This window comes from Rothia sp. BD8 (assembly GCF_044878465.1).
Taxonomy (GTDB): Bacteria; Actinomycetota; Actinomycetes; order Actinomycetales; family Micrococcaceae; genus Rothia; species Rothia kristinae.
Genome location: NZ_JANJES010000017.1, coordinates 17,625 through 38,925, shown reverse-complemented (window position 1 = coordinate 38,925; position 21,301 = coordinate 17,625). Strand labels below are relative to the sequence as shown.

13 protein-coding genes are annotated in these 21,301 nt (G+C 73.6%); 11 read left to right on the top strand and 2 right to left on the bottom strand.

What is annotated here, in order from left to right; translation table 11 throughout:
• Positions 1-218 precede the first annotated feature (218 nt).
• The 4 genes from NQ707_RS10200 to cydC all read left to right on the top strand — a co-directional run bounded on the left by NQ707_RS10200 (position 219) and on the right by cydC (position 8,204).
• A complete protein-coding gene (locus NQ707_RS10200; protein ID WP_404435711.1) occupies positions 219-1,235 on the top strand; it encodes a malate dehydrogenase in 1,017 nt (338 codons plus the stop codon).
• Between the two features lie 290 nt (positions 1,236-1,525).
• Complete coding sequence (locus tag NQ707_RS10195; RefSeq protein WP_058730673.1) at positions 1,526-3,112, top strand: cytochrome ubiquinol oxidase subunit I; 1,587 nt, start codon at positions 1,526-1,528, stop codon at positions 3,110-3,112.
• Between the two features lie 9 nt (positions 3,113-3,121).
• Entirely contained in the window at positions 3,122-4,189 is a 1,068-nt protein-coding gene (gene cydB / locus NQ707_RS10190) for a cytochrome d ubiquinol oxidase subunit II (RefSeq protein WP_058730672.1), read from the top strand.
• Between the two features lie 7 nt (positions 4,190-4,196).
• Positions 4,197-8,204: a thiol reductant ABC exporter subunit CydC gene (gene cydC, locus NQ707_RS10185; protein ID WP_404435704.1), complete on the top strand. Its 4,008-nt coding sequence runs from the start codon at positions 4,197-4,199 to the stop codon at positions 8,202-8,204.
• A gap of 38 nt (positions 8,205-8,242) precedes the next feature.
• Here cydC and NQ707_RS10180 read toward each other — a convergent pair whose 3' ends face one another.
• Positions 8,243-10,783, bottom strand: a complete 2,541-nt coding sequence (locus tag NQ707_RS10180; protein WP_404435702.1) for a DNA topoisomerase (ATP-hydrolyzing) subunit A — start codon at positions 10,781-10,783, stop codon at positions 8,243-8,245.
• A 138-nt stretch (positions 10,784-10,921) separates the two neighbouring features.
• On the opposite strand from NQ707_RS10180, the gene NQ707_RS10175 reads away from it, so the two are divergent.
• From NQ707_RS10175 to NQ707_RS10165, 3 genes are all read left to right on the top strand, one after another.
• A complete protein-coding gene (locus tag NQ707_RS10175) occupies positions 10,922-13,648 on the top strand; it encodes a GNAT family N-acetyltransferase (RefSeq protein WP_404435700.1) in 2,727 nt (908 codons plus the stop codon).
• A gap of 113 nt (positions 13,649-13,761) precedes the next feature.
• Entirely contained in the window at positions 13,762-14,361 is a 600-nt protein-coding gene (locus NQ707_RS10170; protein WP_058731494.1) for a DUF5998 family protein, read from the top strand.
• Complete coding sequence (locus NQ707_RS10165) at positions 14,358-15,581, top strand: alkaline phosphatase family protein (RefSeq protein ID WP_404435698.1); 1,224 nt, start codon at positions 14,358-14,360, stop codon at positions 15,579-15,581. Before NQ707_RS10170 ends, NQ707_RS10165 begins: the two co-directional genes overlap by 4 nt.
• A gap of 90 nt (positions 15,582-15,671) precedes the next feature.
• Here the strand turns inward: NQ707_RS10165 and NQ707_RS10160 are convergent, their stop codons facing one another.
• Complete coding sequence (locus tag NQ707_RS10160; protein WP_358293820.1) at positions 15,672-16,376, bottom strand: biliverdin-producing heme oxygenase; 705 nt, start codon at positions 16,374-16,376, stop codon at positions 15,672-15,674.
• A gap of 217 nt (positions 16,377-16,593) precedes the next feature.
• Between NQ707_RS10160 and NQ707_RS10155 the strand changes: the two genes are divergently transcribed.
• From NQ707_RS10155 to NQ707_RS10140, 4 genes are all read left to right on the top strand, one after another.
• Positions 16,594-17,964, top strand: a complete 1,371-nt coding sequence (locus NQ707_RS10155) for an HtaA domain-containing protein (protein ID WP_404435696.1) — start codon at positions 16,594-16,596, stop codon at positions 17,962-17,964.
• A gap of 7 nt (positions 17,965-17,971) precedes the next feature.
• Positions 17,972-18,505, top strand: coding sequence for a Rib/alpha-like domain-containing protein (locus NQ707_RS10150; RefSeq protein WP_404435709.1), 534 nt, complete (start codon positions 17,972-17,974; stop codon positions 18,503-18,505).
• Positions 18,506-18,641: 136 nt separating this feature from the next.
• Positions 18,642-20,981 carry an HtaA domain-containing protein gene (locus NQ707_RS10145; RefSeq protein WP_404435694.1) on the top strand — a complete coding sequence of 780 codons (2,340 nt, stop codon included), beginning with the start codon at positions 18,642-18,644 and terminating at the stop codon, positions 20,979-20,981.
• On the top strand, positions 20,981-21,292 hold the full coding sequence (locus NQ707_RS10140) for a hypothetical protein (protein WP_058743658.1): 312 nt from the start codon (positions 20,981-20,983) through the stop codon (positions 21,290-21,292). Before NQ707_RS10145 ends, NQ707_RS10140 begins: the two co-directional genes overlap by 1 nt.
• The last annotated feature ends 9 nt before the right edge of the window (positions 21,293-21,301 follow it).

Sequence of the window (21,301 nt, the reverse complement as noted above, 5' to 3'; positions counted from 1 at the left end):
GCCGGGCCGCGGCGGGGCGGGGGGGGGGCGGGGGGGGGGGCGGGGGGGGGCGGGGCGGCGGGGCGCGGGGGGGGCCCCCCCCCCCCGGCCCCCCCCCCCCCCCCCCGCCCCCCCCCCCCCCCCCCCCCCCCCCCCCCCCCCCCCCCCCCCGGGGGCCCCCCCGGGGGCGGATCACTAGCCTGGGAACCATGCAGACCAGCACCACGACCACCGCTCGACTGCGCCGGGACCCCGTGACCGTCACCGTGACCGGGGCCGCCGGGCAGATCGGCTACGCCATCCTCTTCCGCATCGCCGCCGGTGAGATGCTCGGCCCGGATCAGCCGGTGCGCCTGAAGCTGCTGGAGATCCCCGCGGCCCTGCCCGCCGCCGAAGGCACCGCCATGGAGCTTGCGGACTGCGCCTTCGGCCTGCTGGACTCCGTGGAGATCACCGACGATCCCGAGGTCGCCTTCGACGGGGCGAACCTCGCCCTGCTCATCGGCTCCGCCCCGCGCCGACCCGGCATGGACCGCGGGGACCTGCTCTCCTTCAACGCCGCGATCTTCGCCGAGCAGGGTCGGGCCATCAACGCCGCCGCGGCCGGGGACGTGCGGGTGGCCGTCGTCGGCAACCCGGCCAACACCAACGCCCTGATCGCCGCCAGCCACGCCCCGGACGTCCCCCTGGGGCGCTTCACCGCCCTGTCCCGCCTGGACCACCTGCGGGCCGAGGCCCAGCTGGCCGAGGCCGCCGGGGCGCCCGTGCGGGACGTCTCCCGGGTGATCATCTGGGGCAACCACTCCGGAACCCAGGTCCCGGACCTGGACCACGCCCGCATCGGCGGACGCGGTGCCCGCGAAGTGCTGGCCGAACGGGGCCTGGGACAGGAGTGGATCACCGAGACCTTCATGCCCACCGTGGCCATGCGCGGACACGCGATCATCGCCGCGCGCGGCGGCTCGTCGGTGGCCTCCGCGGCCCACGCGACGCTGCGCCACGTGCGCGACTGGGTGCACGGCACCCCGGAGGGCACCTGGACCTCCATGTGCGTGCCCAGCGACGGCTCCTACGGCGTCGAGCCCGGGGTCATCTCCTCCGCCCCCGTCATCTGCTCCGCCGGCGGCTGGCGGGTCGTGCCGGACCTGGAGATGTCCGAGGACATCACCACCCGGCTGGAGGCCTCGGTGCGGGAGCTGCGCGCCGAGCGCCAGGCGGTGCAGGACCTCGGTCTGCTGGGTCCCCGCACCCGCTGAACCCGACGTCGGGCGGTCGCGTCGATCCGCGCCCGGACCCCGTCTGTCGGACGGGGGCGGGGCGTGCGGCCGGAATCACCCCTGATCGCTGCGCCACACCCCGCAGCCCTCGGCGACCCGGCTGCCGCAGGATCCCGCGGTGCGCCCCCGGTCACCCAGGCTGGATCCCAGGAGGCGGTGCTACGGTCTGGCCCATCGGCGCGCCCGCGCCCGCAACCGCCTCCCGACGGGCGGCGCGATGCCACGGGAGCGCCGCGCATCACCCTCTTCACGATCCCTCGAGGAGCAGCGTGGACATCGTCGACATCGCACGGTGGCAGTTCGGCATCACCACCGTGTACCACTTCATGATGGTCCCCCTGACCATCGGCCTCGGCACCGTCGTGGCCACCCTCAACATCGCCTGGGTGCGCACCCGCAGACCCGAGTACCTGAGGATGACCAAGTTCTGGGGCAAGCTCTTCCTCATCAACTTCATCATGGGCGTGGCCACCGGGCTGGTCCAGGAGTTCCAGTTCGGGATGGCCTGGTCCGAGTACTCCCGCTTCGTCGGCGACGTCTTCGGCGCGCCGCTGGCCATGGAGTCCCTGCTGGCCTTCTTCGTCGAATCCACGTTCCTGGGCCTGTGGATCTTCGGCTGGGATCGGCTGAAGCCCTGGGTGCACGCCGCGTGCCTGTGCTGCGCGGTGGTCGCCTCCCTGCTGTCCGCGTACTTCATCATCGTCGCCAACTCCTGGATGCAGCACCCGGTGGGCTACGAGATCGTCGACGGGCGCCCGGTGCTCGACGACATCGCCGCGGTGCTGACCAACAACACCGCGATCGTCGCGATCATCCACACCCTGTTCGGCTCGATCGCGGTGGCCGGATCCTTCCTGCTGGGCATCGCCTGGTACAAGCTGTGGCAGCGCCGCCGGGCCGGCATCGACACCGTGGATGCGCAGGGCCGGGTGGTCGTGGGCGAGGAGCCCACCGGCGCCCGGGACCGCACCGACTACCGGGTCTGGTGGCGCTCCCTGCGCATCGGCTGCCTGATCGGCATCGTCGGCTTCCTCGGCACCGCCTTCTCCGGGCACGTGCAGGCCCAGCTGATGATCCACCAGCAGCCGCTGAAGATGGCCTCCGCCGAGGCCGCCTGCCACGACGGCACGGCCTTCTCCGTGTTCACCTTCTCCAACCCCGGGGCGCGGGACTGCAACAACGTGCACACCGTCATCGAGATCCCCGGGCTGCTGTCCTTCCTCGCCCACGACAACTTCCACACCGACGTCGCCGGGATCAACACCCTGGTGCCCCAGTACGAGAAGGAGTACGGCACCAACCTCGCCCAGGACGCCAAGTACGGGGACCGAGCGGGGCAGGAGATCAACTACGTCCCGCTGATGATCGTCACCTACTGGGGCTTCCGGATCATGATCACGTTCGGCGGCCTGGCCGCGCTGGCCTGCGCCCTGGCGTGGTGGCTGACCCGCAAGGGCACCGTGCCGGAATCCCGGTGGCTGATGCGCCTGGCCGTGTTCGGGATCCTCGCGCCCTTCGGCGCCAACGTCACCGGGTGGGTGTTCACGGAGATGGGCCGCCAGCCCTTCGTCGTCGCCCCCAACCCGGATCTGCCGGCCAGCCAGCGCATCCACATGTTCACCGAGGCCGCCGTCTCCCCGACGATCACCCCCGGCGAGCTGCTGACCTCCCTGATCTGCCTGTGCCTGGTCTACCTGGTGCTGATGATCGTGGAGGTCTGGCTGCTGGCCAAGTACGTGCGCACCGGCGTCGTGGCGGCCATGCCGGAGCTGGTGCGGGACCCCGAGCACGATGACGACGACGCGGACGCGCCTGCCGGCCGACGCTCCGACGACGTCCTGGCCTTCGCCTACTAGGAGCACCCGATGATCGAGACCCTCGCGAACGAACCCGCGCTGAACACCGCCTGGTTCCTGGTGATCGGCCTGTTCTGGACCGGCTACCTGGTGCTGGACGGCTTCGACCTCGGCGTCGGGATGCTCATGGGCCGCATCTTCGCCCGGGACGAGAAGGAGCGGCGGCTGCTGCTGAACACCATCGGACCGGTCTGGGACGGCAACGAGGTCTGGCTGGTCACCGCCGGTGCCGCGACCTTCGCCGCCTTCCCGTTCTGGTACGGCGCCCTGTTCTCCGCCCTGTACCTGCCGCTGACCCTGCTGCTGCTGGCGCTGATCCTGCGGGCCGTGTCCATCGAATACCGGGGCAAGGGCTCCTCCGCCCGGTGGGCGCGCACCTGGAACGGGATCCTGGCGGTCTCCTCCGGGGCGATCGCCTTCCTCATCGGCGCGGCCCTGGCCCTGACCACCACCGGCCTGCCGCTGGATGCGAACGGGGACCGGATCGGCGGGGCCTTCGCGTGGCTGACCTGGCCCGCGGTGCTCGGCGGCCTCGGCTTCCTCGGCTTCGCCCTGGTCCACGGGCTGGCGTTCCTGGCCCTGAAGACCTCCGGGCCGGTGCAGGAGCGGGCCCAGCGGGCCCTGGTGCGCCTGCTGCCGGTGGGTCTGCTGCCCCTGGCCGGGTGGGTCCTGCTGGTGCAGGTGCGCGACGGCGTCGGCCCGACCTGGGCGCTGACCGGACTGGCCGTGCTCGGGGCCGTGCTGTCCTGGGCCTTCGCCCGCGCCGGGCGCGACGGGGCGAGCTTCGCCGGCAGCGCCGTGTTCCTCATCGCCGGGGCGGCGGCCGTCTTCCTGGCCGTGTTCCCCGTGGTGCTGCCCACGACCCTGGCTGGAGGGGCGGATCTGACCGTGACCAGCGCCGCCTCCTCCCAGTACACCCTGAAGATCATGACCATCGTGGGCTGCTTCGGCCTGCCCGTGCTGTTCCTGTACCAGGGCTGGTCCTACTGGGTGTTCCGCAAGCGCCTGCGCACCGAGCACATCCCGGACGCCCACGACGTGCGGGAGCTGGCCGAGCACCCGACCCGCACCGCCTGAGCCGCTGATGAGCCCGGCCCGCCCCGGCGTCGACCCCGGCGCCGATCCCCACCTCGCCACCGAGGCCGCCCCCGGTGCGCCCTCCGAGGCCGAGTCCCGGGGTGGGTCGTCCGCGCGGCCCCCGCTGGGGCCGAACGCTCGCAGGGCCCTGCCCGCACTGGGGCTCCTGCAGGCGATGCGCGCGGTCGGCACGGTGCTGTTCAGCCTGGGCCTGGCCGTGCTGCTGACCGGACTGGCCCAGGCGGGGCTGGCCGGCCTGTCGGATCCCGGCGCCGCCGGGCCCCTGCCCGAGTACATCGGCACACAGGTCCTGCGCGATGACGCCCTGCTGCCCGGGCTCGGCGGGTCCTGGACGCCCGGCGGATTCCCCGCGCAGCGTCTGAGCGCGGCCCTGGCGATCGCGGTCGGCGGCCTGGCGCTGCGGGCGGCGGGTGACTGGCTGCTGGGTGTTGCCGCCCGGCGCGCGGCCCGCGGCGCCCAGACCGAGCTGCGCGAGCGGCTGCTGCGCCGCGAGCTGCGCGGCGGGCACCTCGGCGCGGGCGGGGCGGCCGTGCTGATCACCCGGGGACTGGACGCCCTGGACGACTACTACACCCGGTCCGTGACCGCCCTGGTGGCCACCGGCGTCGTCCCCGTGATCCTGCTGGGCGTGGTGGCGCTGGTCGATCCGATCAGCGCGCTCGTGCTGGTGCTGACCCTGCCGCTGGTGCCGGTGTTCATGATGCTGATCGGCAAGACCACCCAGCGGGACACCCGCACCGCCCAGGCCGGGCTGCTGCGGCTGTCCTCGCACCTGGCGGAGCTGGCCCGGGGCCTGCCCGTGCTGGTGGGGCTGAACCGGGATCGGGCGCAGCGGCGCGCTCTGGCCGAGCTGGGGGAGCGTTACCGGCGCACCACCATGACCACTCTGCGCTCGGCCTTCCTCTCCTCCCTGGCCCTGGAGCTGATCACCACGCTGTCCGTGGCGGTGGTGGCCGTGACCATCGGGGTGCGCCTGGTCAACGGGAGCCTGGGGCTGGACACCGGGCTGCTGGTGCTGCTGCTGGCCCCCGAATGCTTCCAGCCCCTGCGCGACGTCGGCACCGCCTACCACCAGTCCCAGGACGGGGTCGCGGCCCTGCGTCGGGCCGAGGAGATCCTCCGGGAGGACCCTGCGGCGACCGGGCAGGAGGAGCCGGGGGACGCGGCCGATGCTGCGCCGGGGGACGCGCCGGGCGCAGCGGCGGGTCGCCCGGTCCTGGCCGTCGAGGGGCTGAGCGTGACCTACCCCGGGCGCACCGAGCCCGCCGTGCACGACGTCGAGATGACCGCCCGGTCCGGGGAGATCACCGCGCTGGTGGGTCCCTCCGGGGCGGGCAAGACCACCCTGCTGCGCGCGGCCGCCGGGCTGCTGCCCGCGGGGTCCGCGGTGACCGGATCGGTGCGGGTGCGCGGCCCGGTGGCGTGGGTCGGGCAGGATCCCCGCTTCCTGGCCGAGACCGCCGCGGCGGAGACGGCCCTGTACGCCGAGCCGTCTCGGGCCGGGCAGTGGCTCGCGGCCGGCGAGGGCATCGGATCCCTGCCGGGGGAGAAGGACCGGGACCGGGGAGCCCTGGCGGTGCCCGGGGTGCGGGCGGCCCTGGAGCGGCTGGGCCTGCTGGGCCTGGCCCGGGTGGCCCCGGCGGCGCTGAGTGCGGGCCAGCAGCGGCGGCTGGCCCTGGCCCGCGCCCTGGCGCCCCTCCTGGCTCGCCGCGCGGACCCCGCCTCTGGCGCCCACGGGGTGAGTATCGATGGGCCAGGAGCCGACGGAACGGGAACCGAGGGGCCGGTGATCGACGCGCCCGGTGCTTCCGGGCCGGACGCCCACGGGCTGGTGCTGGTGGACGAGCCCACGGCCCACCTGGACCCGGCGGCCGCCGCGCGGGTGCTGGACAGCCTGCGGGCCCTGGCCGCCGCGGGGGCCGCCGTCGTGGTGGTCACCCACAGCCCGCGGGTGCGCGCCGTGGCCGATCGGGTCCTGCGCGTGGACGCCCGGGGCGCGCTCGGCCCGGACCCGGCCCCGGAACCCGCACCCGACGCGGCGGACCCGGCCAGGCAGGGGAGGACCGACGAGGAGCGAGCCCCGCGGGAGGCCGGGGCGCCGGACGCCGTCGCGGGGCCTGCCACCGCGGGTCCCACCGCCGCGGCCGACGGCTCCCGGCCCCGGGTGCGCGAGGTGCTGGGGATCCTGCGCCGGGTCACCGGCCTGCGCGCCCGCGCCCTGCTCGGGGCCCTGACCCTGAACACCCTGGCCGTCCTGGCCGGGGCCGCCCTGACCGCGCTGTCCGGGTGGCTGATCGTGCGCGCGGCCCAGCAGCCGGGGCTGATGTACCTGCTCGTGGCCATCACCGGGGTGCGCTTCTTCGGCCTGGCCCGGGCCGGGTTCCGCTACGCCGAGCGGCTGCGCACCCACGATCTCGCCCTGCGCGGGGCCGATGCGCTGCGGCTGCGCACCTGGAGCGCGACCGGCGCCACCGCCCTGGGCCTGCGCTCCCTGCTGCGCGGCCGGGAGTTCCTGCGTCGGCTGATCGCCGACGTCGAGGACCTGCGCGATGCCCTGCCCCGGGTGCTGCTGCCCGCCGCGACCGCCGTGCCCGTCCTGGCGGTGGCCGTCATCGCCACCCCGGTGTGTCTCCCGTCGGCCGCGTGGCTGATGGCCGCGGCCGGCGTCGTGGGTCTGATCGTGATCCCCGGCCTGGCCCTGCGGGCCGACGCCGCGGGGGAGGGGACCCAGCGGGAGGTGCGGGCCCGCGCCCTGGGCCTGGCCGCCGGGGTCCTGGAGAACCGGGAGGATCTGCGCGGCAACGGCGTGGTCGAGCCCGTGCTCGCGGTGTTCCGGTCCGCCGACGCCGCCGCGCACGCGGCGGCCCGCCGGGCGGCCTGGGTGACGGGCCTCGGTTCCGGCGGGCAGGTGCTGCTGTGGTGGGGCACCGCCCTGGGCACGGCGGCCCTGGCCTGGCCGGCCGTCTCCTCCGGTGCGGTCTCCGCACCGGTGGCGGCGATCCCCGTGCTGCTGGCCACCGCCCTGGTGGAGCCGATGACGGCGGCCACCGAGGCGATCCGCGCGTGGCCCGCCTTCGCCCGACTGACCCGGCGGGTCGGCTCCCAGGCGCAGGAGGGCACCCCGTCGGAGGTCGGAGATCGGACGGAAGACGCCGTCCGGGCCGGTGCGCAGGACCGCGCCCCCGCCGCACCCCAGGGGAGGGACCGTGCCGAGCGGGATGACGTCGAGCCGGCGGGCCTGGTGCTGCGGGAGGTCGCCGCGCGCTGGCCCGGGATGGACCGGCCGGCGGTGCGCGGGCTCACCGGAACCGCGGCCCGGGGACGCTGGTGGGGCATCACCGGGCCCTCCGGCTCCGGGAAGTCCACCGCGCTGGCGGTGCTGCTGGGCTTCCTGCCCCGCGAGTCCGGCAGCATCCGGGCGTTGGACCCCGCGGTCTCCGCCCCCGCCGATCCCGCCTCCTCCGCGGCGGGGCCCGAGCTCGGTCCGTCCCGGCTGCGCGGGCTGGCCGCCTGGTGCCCGCAGGACGCCTACGTCTTCGACTCGACCGTGCGCGGGAACCTGTCCCTGGCCCGGGACCGGGAGCACGCGCCCACCGACGATCAGCTGTTCGCCGCCCTGGAGCGGGCCGGTCTCGCGCAGGACGTCGCGGCCCTGCCGCAGGGCCTGGACACCCGGGTGGGCCCGGCCGGCGGCCTGCTGTCCGGGGGTCAGCGCCAGCGCCTGGCCGTGGCCCGTGCGCTGCTGACCGAGGCGCCCCTGCTGTACCTGGATGAGCCCACCGCCCACCTGGACGAACCCACCGCGCGCGCCATGATGGCCCGGCTGGCCGCGGGTCTGAGCCCCGGCCCGGGGGAGAACGACGCGACGGCGCCCGGCGTCATCGTCATCTCCCACCGCCCGGCGGACCTGGCACACTGCCGCAGCGTCCTGCGCCTGGCTCCGGGCACGGCCGACGCCCGGGAGCCGCACCCGGTGCCCGGCGAGGCGTCCTGAGGCCGCTGCGCTGGCCGCCCGCCGCCCGCGGGCCCGGCCTACGACGTCGGGCTCTGCCGCTGCCCGGCGTCGAGGCCGTCCAGGGAGGGGCCGACGGCGACGATGCCGCGCTCCAGCGGCACCCCGGACCCGTCCCTGGCACCGTGCTCGGTGGGCAGGGACCGGGCCACCCCGGACTTGGACACGGCCCGCACCGGGCCGGGCCCGGCGAAGGCCAGCGCCAGTCGGGACTCCCCGCGCAGGAAGCGATGCGCCCGCACCCCGCCGGTGGCCCGGCCTTTGGCGGGGAACTCCTCGAAGGCCGTGACCTTCGCGGAGCCGGCGCCGGTGCCGGGCAGGGAGTCGTCCTGGGCGGCGATGGTGACGACCTCGGCCCGCTGACCGGGGCGCACCACCCCGAAGGCCAGCACGGCGTCGTCCTCGGCCAGCTTGATCCCGGCCACCCCGGAGCCGGTGCGGCCCTGCGGCCGCACCTTGGAGGCGTCGAAGGTCAGCAGCTTCGCCGCCCGGGTGATGAACACCAGGTGGTCGTCATCGGCGGCCGCGGCGCACCCGAGGACCTCGTCGCGGCCCTTCAGGGTGATGACCTCCCAGTCGTCCCGGTTCAGCGGGTAGTCGGGATTCACCCGCTTGACCACCCCGTCCCGGGTGCCCAGGGCGATGACCTCGGAGGTCGGCACCAGGCCCACCACCCGCTCCCCGCGGGCCAGGGTCAGGAACTCCGCCACCGGCACCCCGGTGCCCAGGTTCGGCGCCTGCCCGCTCAGCTGCAGCACCGGCAGGTCCATCACGTTCACCCGCAGCATCCGGCCGGCGCTGCTCACCGCCCCGACCTCCCCGCGTGCGGTCGCGGGGATGCAGGAGACCAGCGCGTCGTGCTTGATCCGCTGGCCCGGATCCGCCAGCCGCTCCCGGCCGCCGGGGGCCCCGGGGGTGCGTCCGAGCAGACCCGAGGCGGACAGCGCGACCCAGCACGGGTCGTCCGCGGTCTCCAGGGCCAGGCCCAGGCCCTTCCCGGTCTTCTTCGCCCCGGCCGGGGTCGCCGCCTTCGCCAGCTGCGCCAGATCGTCCGTCTCGGTGAGCACCGTGCGCCGGTCCGTGCCGTACTTCTCGGCCACCTCGCCCAGCTCCGCGGAGACCACCGAGCGCAGCGTCGCATCCGAACCGAGGATCTCCTCCAGCTCGGCGATGCGCGCGCGCAGCTCCTCCTGCTCCCGCTCCAGCTCGATCCGGGAGAACTTGGTCAGCTGCCGCAGCCGCAGCTCCAGGATGTGCTCGGCCTGCACCTGGGTCAGATCGAAGACCTGCATGAGCCGCGTGCGGGCCTCGGCGGTCTCCTCGGCGGCGCGGATGATCTGGATGACCTCGTCGATGTCCACGATGGCCAGCAGCAGGCCCTCCACCAGGTGCAGCCGGTCCTTCGAGCGGCCCAGCCGGTGCTCGGTGCGCCGGCGCACGACGTCGATCCGGTGGTCCACGTACACCCGCAGCAGCTCCAGCAGGCCCAGGGTCTGCGGCTGCCCGTCCACCAGCGCGACGTTGTTGATGCCGAAGGAGTCCTCCAGCGGGGTGTGCTTGTACAGGCTCAGCAGCACCGCGTGCGGGTTGAACCCGTTCTTCAGCTCCACGACCAGGCGGGTGCCGTGCTTGCGGTCCGTGAGGTCCACGACGTCGGAGATCCCGGACAGCTTCTTGGCCTGCACCCCGTCCTTGATCTTCTCGATGATCTTCTCCGGGCCCACCATGTACGGCAGCTCGGTGATCACCAGGCCCTGCTTGCGGGCGGTGACCTGCTCGATGCTGACCTTCGCGCGGGTCTTGAAGGAGCCGCGCCCGGAGGCGTAGGCGTCGCGGATCCCGGACAGCCCGACGATCGTGCCGCCGGTGGGCAGGTCCGGGCCCGGGATGAAGGCCATGACGTCCTCGAGGGTGGCCTGCGGGTGGGTGATCAGGTGCTGGGCCCCGGCGATCACCTCGCGCAGGTTGTGCGGGGCCATGTTGGTGGCCATGCCCACCGCGATCCCCGAGGAGCCGTTGACCAGCAGGTTCGGGAAGGCCGAGGGCAGCACCCCGGGCTGGGTGAACTGGTTGTCGTAGTTGGGCACGAAGTCCACGACGTCCTCGTCCAGGTCCCCGGTCATCGCCAGGGCCGCCGGGGCCATCCGCGCCTCCGTGTAGCGGGCCGCGGCCGGGCCGTCGTCCACCGAGCCGAAGTTCCCGTGCCCGTCCACCAGCGGCAGGCGCATCGCGAAGGGCTGGGCCAGGCGCACCATCGCGTCGTAGATCGCCGCGTCCCCGTGCGGGTGCAGCTTGCCCATGACCTCGCCGACCACGCGGGCGGACTTCACGTGCCCCTTGTCCGGGCGCAGGCCCATCTGGGTCATCATGTACAGGATCCGCCGCTGCACGGGCTTGAGCCCGTCCCGGGCATCGGGCAGGGCGCGGGAGTAGATCACCGAGTAGGAGTACTCCAGGAAGCTGGTCTCCATCTCCGCGGAGACGTCCACGTCGACGATGTTCTCCACGACGTCGACCGGGAACTCCTCCTGCATGCTCGAGCTCTTGCGGCGAGGGGCCATCGGTGATCCTTTGCGCTTCGGGGGTGGGCGGGGACGGTGCCGCACCAGTCTAGGTCACGCCCCACCCGGGCGGACCCGGGGCGACGCCGCGTCGTCACGCCCACCCGGAAGTGTGATGTGCCGGACTAGGATGGGGTCATGGCCGAGTCCGAGCAGCCCCCGTACCCCGCCCACTGGGAGGCCGACGTCGTCCTGCGCGACGGAGCCACCGCCCACCTGCGCCCCGTCCTGCCCACCGATCGGGACGCCCTGGAGCGGATGTACGCCGGGCAGTCCGAGCAGACCATCTACCTGCGCTTCTTCACCTACAAGTCGGCGCTGACCGCCAAGGAGCTGACCCGCTTCACCACCGTGGACCACACGGACCGGGTGGCCTTCGTGCTGATGCTCGGGGAGGAGATGATCGGCATCGGCCGCTTCGACCGCACCGGGGATCCCGCCGAGGCCGAGGTCGCCTTCTTCATCTCCGACGCCCACCACGGGCGCGGCATCGGCTCGATCCTGCTGGAGCACCTGGCCGCGGCCGGCCGGGAGCGGGGCATCCGCAGGTTCACCGCCGAGGTGCTGCCGGAGAACCGGAAGATGCTCAGCGTCTTCTCCGAGGCCGGCTACGAGCTGTCCCGCGGCTTCGACGACGGCGTGGTCATGGTCCACTTCGACATCGACCCCACCGAGCGCTCCCGCGCCGTCATGGAATCCCGGGAGCACCGCGCCGAGGCGAAGTCGGTGGCCCGGCTGCTCACCCCCCGGTCCATCGCGGTGATCGGGGCCAGCCGGGACTGGACCAGCCCCGGCCACGAGGTCCTGGTGAACATCGTGGAGGGTGGGTACACCGGCTCCGTCTACGCCGTGAACCCCGAGGCTCTGGAGGTCGCCGGGATGATGGCCCACCCCAGCATCGCCGAGGTCCCGGAGACCGTGGACGTGGCGATCATCGCGGTGCCCATCGACCGGGTCGCGCAGGTGGTGCGCGAGTGCGGGCGGGCCGGGGTGCGCGGGGTCCTGGTGATCACCAGCGGATACGCCGACGACGGCGCCCGCGGCCGGGCCCGCCAGCGGGAGCTGGTGCGCATCGCCCGGGACCACGGGATGCGCGTGATCGGCCCGGCGTCGATGGGCATGGTCAACACCGACCCCGAGATCCGCCTGAACGCGACCTTCGGCGAGCACGCCCCCGGTGGGGGCGCGCTGGGGCTGTTCAGCCAGTCCGCGGCCATCGGCGTGATGATGTACACCTCGGCGTTCCGCCGCAGCATCGGCGTCTCCTCCGCCTTCTCCGCCGGCAACCGCGCGGACGTCTCCGGCAACGACCTGATGCAGTACTGGGAGGACGACCCGCGCACCCGGGCCGTGTGCCTGTACCTGGAGTCCATCGGCAACCCCCGCAAATTCTCCCGGATCGCCCGGCGCCTGGCCCGCACCAAACCCGTCATCGTCGCCAAATCCGAGGTCACCGGGCGCCAGCTGCCCCCGGGACACACCGGGCGCACCAGCTCCGCCCCGCCGGAGGCGCTCAACGCGATGATGCGCCAGGCCGGGGTGATCCGCGCGGACACCTCCGAGCACCTGATGGACATCGCCCAGATCCTCGTCTCCCAGCCCCTGCCGCGCGGGCGCGGGGTCGCGGTGGTCTCCAACGCCTTCGCGCTGAGCCGGGTCATCGAGGACGCCTGCACGGCCCACGGGGTGGAGGTCCGCCGCCGCGAGGACGCCCTGGACACCTCCGGGCTGGAGACCGACCCGCGCGAGATCATCCGCGAGGCCCTGCTCGCGGCCCTGCGCGCCACCGACGTCGACGCCGCCATCGTCACGCTGCTGCCCACGCCCCTGGCCGATCCCGACGAGATCGCCGCGGTGCTGATGGACTGCGCGGCCCAGACCGGCACCCCCGTGCTCGCCGCGTTCGTCGGGGTGCTGGACTCCTCGGCCTCGCGCCGCGGCATCTTCCCGTGCCCCCGCACCCTCGAGGAGTCCGCCGCGGGGCAGGAGGAGCCTCGGGAGCTGCCGGGGCTGCCCTGCTTCGAATCCCCGGGGGCCGCGGTCGGCGCGCTCGCGGCGATCATGGACTACGTCGACTGGCGGGAGAAGGAGGAGGCCTTCCTGGCCGAGGTGGACGGCACCGACGCCAAGGCGGTGCGGCGGCTGCTGCGCGAGGAGGCCCCGAGGATCCCGGGGGAGGGGCTGCTGGAGCTGGATCAGCAGCGCACCCGGCAGCTGCTCGGGGCCTACGGCATCGAGGTGCTGGAATCGGTGCCCTTCACCACCGAGGAGGAGGCGGTGCGGGCCGCCGAGCGCCTGGGCTACCCGGTGGTGCTGAAGACCACCGACGCGACCCTGCGCCACCGCCTGGACCTGGGCGGGGTGCGCCTGGGCATCGAGGACGAGGCCGCGCTGCGCCGGGACATCGCCCTGATGCGCCGGACCCTGCGCCCCTACGGGGAGGTCGGCCTGGAGGTCCAGGCGATGGGAACGCCCGGGCAGAACTGCGTCATCCGCGCCACCGAGGATCCCCTGCTCGGGCCCGTCGTCTCCTTCGGGATGGCCGGGGACGCGGTGAACCTGCTGGAGGACTGGGCCCACCGCGTCCCGCCCCTGACCCAGCGGGACGTGCGGCTGATGGTGCGGGCGCCGCGGGCCAGCCGCAAGCTGTTCGGCTACGAGGGGCTGCCGGTGGTCGCGGTGTCCCTGCTGGAGGAGCTGCTGGCCCGGGTGGCGCAGCTGAAGGACGCCCACCCGCAGATCGCGCGCCTGGAGCTGAATCCCGTCATGCTCTCCGCCGACGACCTCACGGTGCTGGGCGCCCGGGTGGATCTGGGCAACCCCCAGCGGCGCACGGACTCCGCCCGGCGCACCATGACCCGGTGATCCACAGGGCCTCCCGGGGCGGGCCGGGCGGGACGTAGAATGTCCGGACGGCGGGGTGCCGCGCACGGCGCGCGCCCCGCGCAGAGGATCAGCGGCACCAGGAAAGCGAGTCGATGGCAGAGTCGGGATATCAGGGACGGAAGCTGGAAGAGGACATCATCAACGCGGGCTTCTACCCGCAGCTGGTCATGGACGTGGTCACGGATGCCCTGGACGGGGCCGTGCCCACCTCGCACCTGGTGCAGGTGGAGACCCACTTCGATCAGACGGAGGTCCACCGGCACGTGACCGTCCTGGCCCTGGCCGGCGAGGTCGTGCAGGTGACCCACGTGGATGACCAGGCGCTGGACGAGGACGGCCAGGACGTGGTCGCCCACGTGTCCACGGAGACCGTCCCGATCCGCAACCTCACCTCCGTGACGCTGTCCTTCGCCTACCGCCAGCCCCAGGAGTACACCCCCCGCACCCCCGCCTCGGAGGTCACGCTGATGATGTCCTGGACCGGATCCCAGCGCATCGACGTGCAGCCGGCCGACTGCGCGGATCCCGCCTGCGAGGCCGACCACGGCTACACCGGGGTGGCCCCCCGGGAGGACGTCGTGCTGCGGATCTCCGCGGAGGCGGACGGCCCACAGGCGGTGGAGGACGCCAAGGAGTTCGCCCGGGCCCTGCGCCGGGCCAACACCGCCCTGTCCGGGACCTCCCACCTGTGAGCCCGAGCCCGCTGCGGGACCTGCTCGGGCGCGAGATGCCGCCCGCCCCGGCCTACGGCACCGGCGCCGTCGCCGACGCGCTGGCCTCCGCGGCCGCCCTGCACCGCCCCGTGCAGGCGCTTCCCGAGGATCACCGGCCCGCCGGGATCGGGGACCGGCTCGGCCTGTCCGCCGCGCTGGAACGGGCCGGGCGGCCCCCGGGCTCCTACCGCAACGTGTGCCTGGTCCTGGTGGACGGGCTCGGCGCCGAGCAGCTGGAGCGGCACCTGGGCTACGCCCCGACCCTGCGCCGGGCGGCCCGCCTGGCGGATCTGGACGCGGCCTTCCCCTCCACCACCGCGGCGTCCCTGGCCACTCTGGGCACCGGGCAGCCCCCGGGACGGACCGGGATGGTCGGCTACGACGTCGTGGACCCGTCCCGGCGCGTCGTGGTCAACCAGCTCTCCGGATGGGATCCGCAGATGCTGCCCGAGGACTGGCAGCCGCTGCCGACGATCTTCCAGCAGCTGGAGGGCCTGACCGACGTCGTGACCGTCTCCCAGCGCGCCTACGCCGGGTCGGCCCTGACCCGGGCGGCCCTGCGCGGCGGGGACTTCGTAGCCGCCGGCTCCACCGTGGCCCGCGTGGCGAAGGCCGCCCAGCGGCTGCAGAGCCCGGAGCCCACCCTCATGTACCTGTACTGGCCGGAGCTGGATCAGGCCGGGCACCGGTACGGCGTGGATTCCCCCGCCTGGCGCGAGGCCCTGGAGGAGCTGGACTCCGGGCTGCGGCGGCTGCGCTCGCGGGCGGGGGAGGAGACCCTCATCCTGCTCACCGCGGATCACGGGATGGTCGACGTCGCCGCCGAGCACCGCATCTCCTACGACGAGCACCCGGAGCTGGTCGCCGGGGTGGAGCTGACCGCCGGCGAGCCGCGCCTGGTCCAGCTGCACCTGGCCGACCCCGAGGACGAGACCGCGCGGGGGCGCCTGATCGCGGCGTGGGGGCAGCGCTTCGGGGACCGGGCCTGGATCCTGGACCGGGAGGACCTGGTGCGCGCGGGCTGCTTCGGCGACCTGCGCGAGGGGGTCCGCGGACGCATCGGGGATCTGCTGATCGCCGCCTCCGGGGAGCTGGCCCTGTACGACCTGCGCCGGGTCTCCCCGCTGGCCAAGGGCATGGTGGGTCAGCACGGCTCCTGGACCGACGCCGAGCGGAAGGTTCCGCTGCTGGCCCTGTGAGCCGCAGCGGGGCGGGCCGGTGCCCGCTCCGAGGGTCGCCCAGAGCGGGCGCAGGGGATCGTCGGAGGATCGCCGGGGCGATGCCCCGCCTCAGGCGCGCACGGCGCGCTGCAGGTCGGCGAACATGCGGGCGTTGAGGTCGAAGCCGGCGACGGCTTCCTCGACCAGCGCGGCACGCTGGTCCTCGCTGAGCTGCGCCCGGTCCAGCAGGGTGCGGTAGCCGTCCTTGAACACCTTGGGCTTGGGCAGGTCCGGGAAGCGGTACATGCTCAGCGCCTCGGCGGGAAGTCCGTAGTGCCGGGCCATCAGCGCCGCCACCGCCTGCCCGCCGGAGAGGTCCCCGAGGTAGCGCAGATAGTGGTGGGCCAGGAACCGCTCCGGGCTGGTGCGGGTGGTCCGGATGCGCGCGACGTACTCGGCGGTGCTGGGCAGGGCCGCGAAGAGAGGATCTCCGTCGACGTCGAGCGGGCGGCCCACCAAGTCGGCGAGCACCGCCAGATCCGCCTCGATCGCGGACAGCCGATCCAGCCCGGGAAGGACGAACGGGTCCGTCAGCGGCTGGGGGTCCTCGCGGAAGGAGCGGGCGACCTCCTCGAGTGCCGCGTAGATGTGGCGGTACTGCGCCAGCAGCCGGAGGTAGGCGCTCGCATCCAGGGTGCCGCCCATGAGGTCGGTCATGAAGGTCGAGTGCTCGGCGGAGGAGTGCCGCTCGGCGGTCGAGCGGCGCAGGCGCGCGGAGAAGGTCTCCTCCTGCGCGGCGTCGGTGCGGGAGCGGTGGGCGGTGGTGACGGACATCGGGGCCTCCGGGCACTCGGTCGGGTGAACAGGGTTGGTGACAGGGTGTCGCCAACATGTCTTGATGACAGTCTGTCACCGAAACATGACTCGATCAGAGGGTGCCCTTGAATTCTGCTGAGCCACACCTTAGTTTGGGGTGTGCCGGCCCTCGTCCGTTGCACAGCCGCGCCTGCACAGGAACCGGACCCTCCCCGTCACTCGACCCGAAGGCATCATGAACAACTCCAGCACCTCCCGCCGCGTCGGCACCGTCGCCGCCGCGGCCGTCATCGGGCTGGCGGGCCTCGCGAGCCTGCCCGCCGTCGCCGATGCGAGCCCGGTCCCCGCCCAGGCCCAGGTCCAGCCCGCCGCCCAGACCCAGCAGGACACCCTGACCCAGGCCACCATGGACTGGGGCGTCAAGGAGTCCTTCCGTCGCTACATCAAGGGCCCCATCGCCCGCGGGGAGATCGCCGTCTCCGGCGGGCTGACTCAGAACGCCGACGGCACCTACCACTGGAGCGAGGGCACCGGAACCTGGAACGGCACCTCCGGGGAGGTCGCCCTGCCGGGCACCGTCACCTTCACCGGGCACAAGGGCATCCTCGAGACCACCCTGAGCAACCTGCGACTGCGCATCGACGGGACCAAGGGCACGCTGATCGCCGACGCCCAGGCGCGGCCGTTCATCGACACCACCACCAAGGGCGAGCTGGAGTCCTACCCGAACCTGGAGCTGGCCGACGTGGACCTGTCCGGTCTGAGCTCGGCCGACGGGACCCTGTCCGTCGCGGGGGCGCCGACCACGCTGACCGAGGCCGGGCAGGTGGCCTTCGGCGGCGGGGCCTTCTACGAGAACGGCGCCGCACTGGATCCGCTGAGCTTCTCCGCCCAGATCGAGGCTCCCGTCCAGCGCGAGACCACCGAGCAGGTGCTCTCCGCCGACGCCGAGAACCTGACCGTGCGGGTCTCCGGCACCGGCTACGGATCCCTGCCCCAGGCCTCCACCGGCAAGGAGGCCGCCGGCGTGTACGCGGCGATCGTGGATGCCTCGATCCCGGATGAGCAGGTCCGTCAGAACAACATCGCCGGCGTCAGCTTCGTCTGGAAGGGCCTGATCAGGGACGGCGCCTTCTCCACCGACGTGACCGCCAAGACGGCGGCGCTGCGCCAGGACGCCGACTACAAGGTGGTCGTGTGGACCGCTCACGGCGACCCCACCGAGCAGACCCTCCTGCACAGCGCCCCGCTGACGCTGACCGAGGCCCAGCGTCAGGCCCTCTTCCCGGATCCTTCCCCGACGGCGGAGCCCACGGCCGAGCCGACCGAGGAGCCGACCGAGGAGCCGACGGCGGAGCCGACTGAGGAGCCGACCGAGGAGCCCACGGCTGAGCCGACCGAGGAGCCGACGGCGGAGCCGACTGAGGAGCCGACCGCGACCCCGACGGCCGAGCCCACGGCCACCCCCACCGAGGAGCCGACCGCGGCCCCGTCGGCGACCGGAACCCCCGTTCCGAGCGCGGAGCCCACCGAGCGGCCGGAACCCCTGGCCGTGGTGCTGGAGTGGGACTCCGTGGTGCTGACCTTCGACGGCACTCCGGGGTGAGGCCACCCTGCACCTGAAGGACGCCGCGACCTGGGAGCACGTCTCCGGCTTCACCTTCGACCGCTCCGAGCTGCCGCAGGGCTGGAGCATCGACGTCGACATGAAGACCGGCGCCGTGCGCGTGACCTGGCCCGCCGAGGTCCCGGCCGGCCTGACCTTCACCGTTCCGTTCACCGCGACCTTCGAGGACGGCAGCGTCCACGAGTCCGCCTTCCAGCTGGGCAACCCCGGCGCGGACGGGGACTCCACCGCCCAGCCGAGCGCCACCGAGCAGCCCGGTCACACCGATGACGCCGACACCACGATCGGCGGCACCGGCGACGGCAGCGTCTCCGCCCCCGGCTCCGGCGGCGGTTTCACCGTCGGCGGCAGCGGCCAGGCCGATGCTGATCAGCCCGGAGCCACCGCCGACGGCGGCTCCACCGGCTCACTGGCCAGCACCGGTGCCGCCGTGGCCGCCCCGGCCGCGATCGGCCTGGCGGCCCTGGCCGCCGGTGTGATCCTCCTGGCCCGGCGCCGTCGCACCCGCCAGGCGGACTGACCCGCACGGGTCCCGCAGGCACCCCGCATGGTGCGGGGTGCCTGCGGGACCCGGCCCAGCGGCCGCCTCCCACGTCGGTCGCATCCGCGGCACCTTCCGGAACACCCATCACCCGCAAGCCCCCATGAAGGACATCATGACCCCCCCCCATCTGCCCGCCCGACGCTCCTCCACCCTGCTCCTGGCCACCGTCCTCGGCGTCTCCGGCGTCGCCGCCGCCCCCATCGCCGTGCAGGCGGCCCCCGAGGCCTCGATCAGCCAGGCGACCCAGGACTCCGCCCAGAAGAACGTCACCGACGCCACCGCCGACTGGGGAGTCAAGCAGTCCTTCCGCAAGTACGTCGAGGGGTCCATCGCGCACGGCAAGATCACCCTCTCCGACGGTCTGCAGAAGAACTCCGACGGAACCTACCGCTGGAGCGGGGGCGAAGGCACCTACGACGGCACCCGCGGGGAGATCTCCCTGCCCGGCACCGTCGCCTTCACCGGGCACAAGGGCATCCTCGAGACCACCCTGAGCAACCTGCGACTGCGCATCGACGGGACCAAGGGCACGCTGATCGCCGACGCGAAGGCCCGGCCCTTCATCGACACCACCACTCAGGGCGAGCTGAAGGACTACCGGAACCTGGAGCTGGCCGACGTCGACCTCAAGGGCCTCACCGGCGCCGACGGCCAGCTCCGCCTCCAGGACGCGAAGGTCACACTCAAGGACTCCGGGCGCGCCGTGTTCGGGCAGACCTTCTACGACGCGGGCCAGGAGCTGGACTCCCTGAGCCTGACCGCCGCCTACACCGCCGCTCAGGAGCCTTCGGCCCAGCCCAGCGAGCAGCCGCAGCCCACCCGCACGTCCACGCCCGCGCCGAGCTCGAGCCCGAAGCCCAGCATCGCGGCCCCGCGGTCCACCGCCGAGTCGTCCGAGACTCCCGCCGCCCAGCCCACCCGGGATTCCGGCCAGGGCACCGCCCAGGAGGGGAAGAAGACCGAGACCACCAAGCGCACGGTGGACTCCGGGTCCATGTCCTGGGGCGTGAAGGAATCCTTCCGCAAGTACATCAAGGGCCCCATCGCCCGTGGCTCCTGGACCGTGTCCGGAGTTCAGGATCGCAACGGGATCTTCACGTACGACAACGCCAGCGGCTACTACGATCCGGCCACCCGCACCGGCCAGATCGACTACCCCGGCACGCTGCACTTCACCGGGCACAAGGGGCTGCTGGACCTGACCATCGCCAACGCCCGCCTGCAGATCCGCGACGGCCAGGGCACCCTCGTCGCGGACGTCGACTCCCGCGAGCTCAACGACGACTACAAGACTCCCGGGAAGATGATCTCCTACAAGAGCGTCGCCCTGGCGCAGGTGGATCTCAGCGGGGCCACCCTGACCGGCGACGTCATCTCCGCGCAGGACGCGCGCACCACCCCCACCAGCAAGGGCGCGGATGCCTTCGCGGGCTTCTACGAGGCCGGCCAGGAACTGGACCCCCTGAGCTTCACCGCGCGCCTGGGCGCCGCCGTGCAGAACCCGGATGAGGCCACCCTGGACGAGGCCGACACCTCCGCCGGTTCCGGCAAGACCGCCTCCGCCTCCACGGACGATGCCGCACAGACCGGGAGCTCCAACGGCAGCGGGACCGGGTCCGGCTCCGGGGCCCAGAGCGGGACGAGCGCCGGTGGTGCCGGGGCCGTCTCCACGGATCCCGGGCAGGCCGAGCTGCAGTGCGTGCCGGTGACCGTCACGGAGACGGCGACGCCGGCGGCCGCCTCCGGCGCGTCCTCGGCCCAGGGCACCGTCTCCGCGGCCACCATGGACTGGGGACTGAAGACCTCCTTCCGCAACTACATCTCCGGTGGCATCGCCAAGGGCAAGTGGGACCTGACCGACGTCAGCTACGCGAACGGGAAGTACTCCTGGTCCGGAGGCACCGGGACCTTCAAGGACGGCTCCGGCTCCCTGAAGTTCCCCGGCACCCTGCACTTCACCGGGCACAAGGGCATCCTGGACACCAAGCTCTCCGACTTCCACCTGGAGATCGACGGCAGCCACGGCAAGCTCTACGCGACCATCTCCTCCAATGACATGGAGGGCAAGAACAAGGACTACGGCGACGTCGTGTTCGCCAACGTGGACCTGTCCGGGATCCAGGCCGACGGAGGCTCCGTGTCCGTCAGCGACGCGAAGACCACCCTCACCCAGACCGGTGCCGATGCTTTCGCCAACTTCTACGAGGCCGGCCAGGAGCTGGATCCGCTGAGCTTCTCCGCGTCCCTCACCGGGGATGCCGCCGCGCCGGCCGCGGACGCCTCCCCCCAGGTGACCACCCGTGTGGAGTACCAGGGCCCCGGTTGCGAGAACCTGGCTGAGACCGGCGCCCAGCGTCCGCAGCAGCTGGCCGCGGTCGGCCTGGCGGTGCTGGCCGTCGGCGCGGCCGCCGTGGTCATCGCCCGGCGTCGCGTGAACGGGCGGCAGCGCTGATGCGCCCCGCACCGAGCACCCGCCCGGGGGCCGCCGACCCCCGGGCCCTGCGGGGACCGGCCAGGGTCATCACGGCCCTGCTGCTCAGCCTGCTCCTGCTGCTCACCGCCTGCGGTGACCAGGGCGGCGCGGCGGGCTCCTCCGCCAGCGGCGGGGGCGGGGGCGGGGCCGACTCCGAGCAGTACGCCGCGTCTCTCGAGAAGGCCGCCACCGCGCTGAAGCAGAACGCCGTGGATGACCCGAAGTCCATCACCGGCCCCACCGAGGCGGCCTCGGTTCCGGACGTGGAGCCCATCTCCGATCCCAGCTAGCCGAAGCTG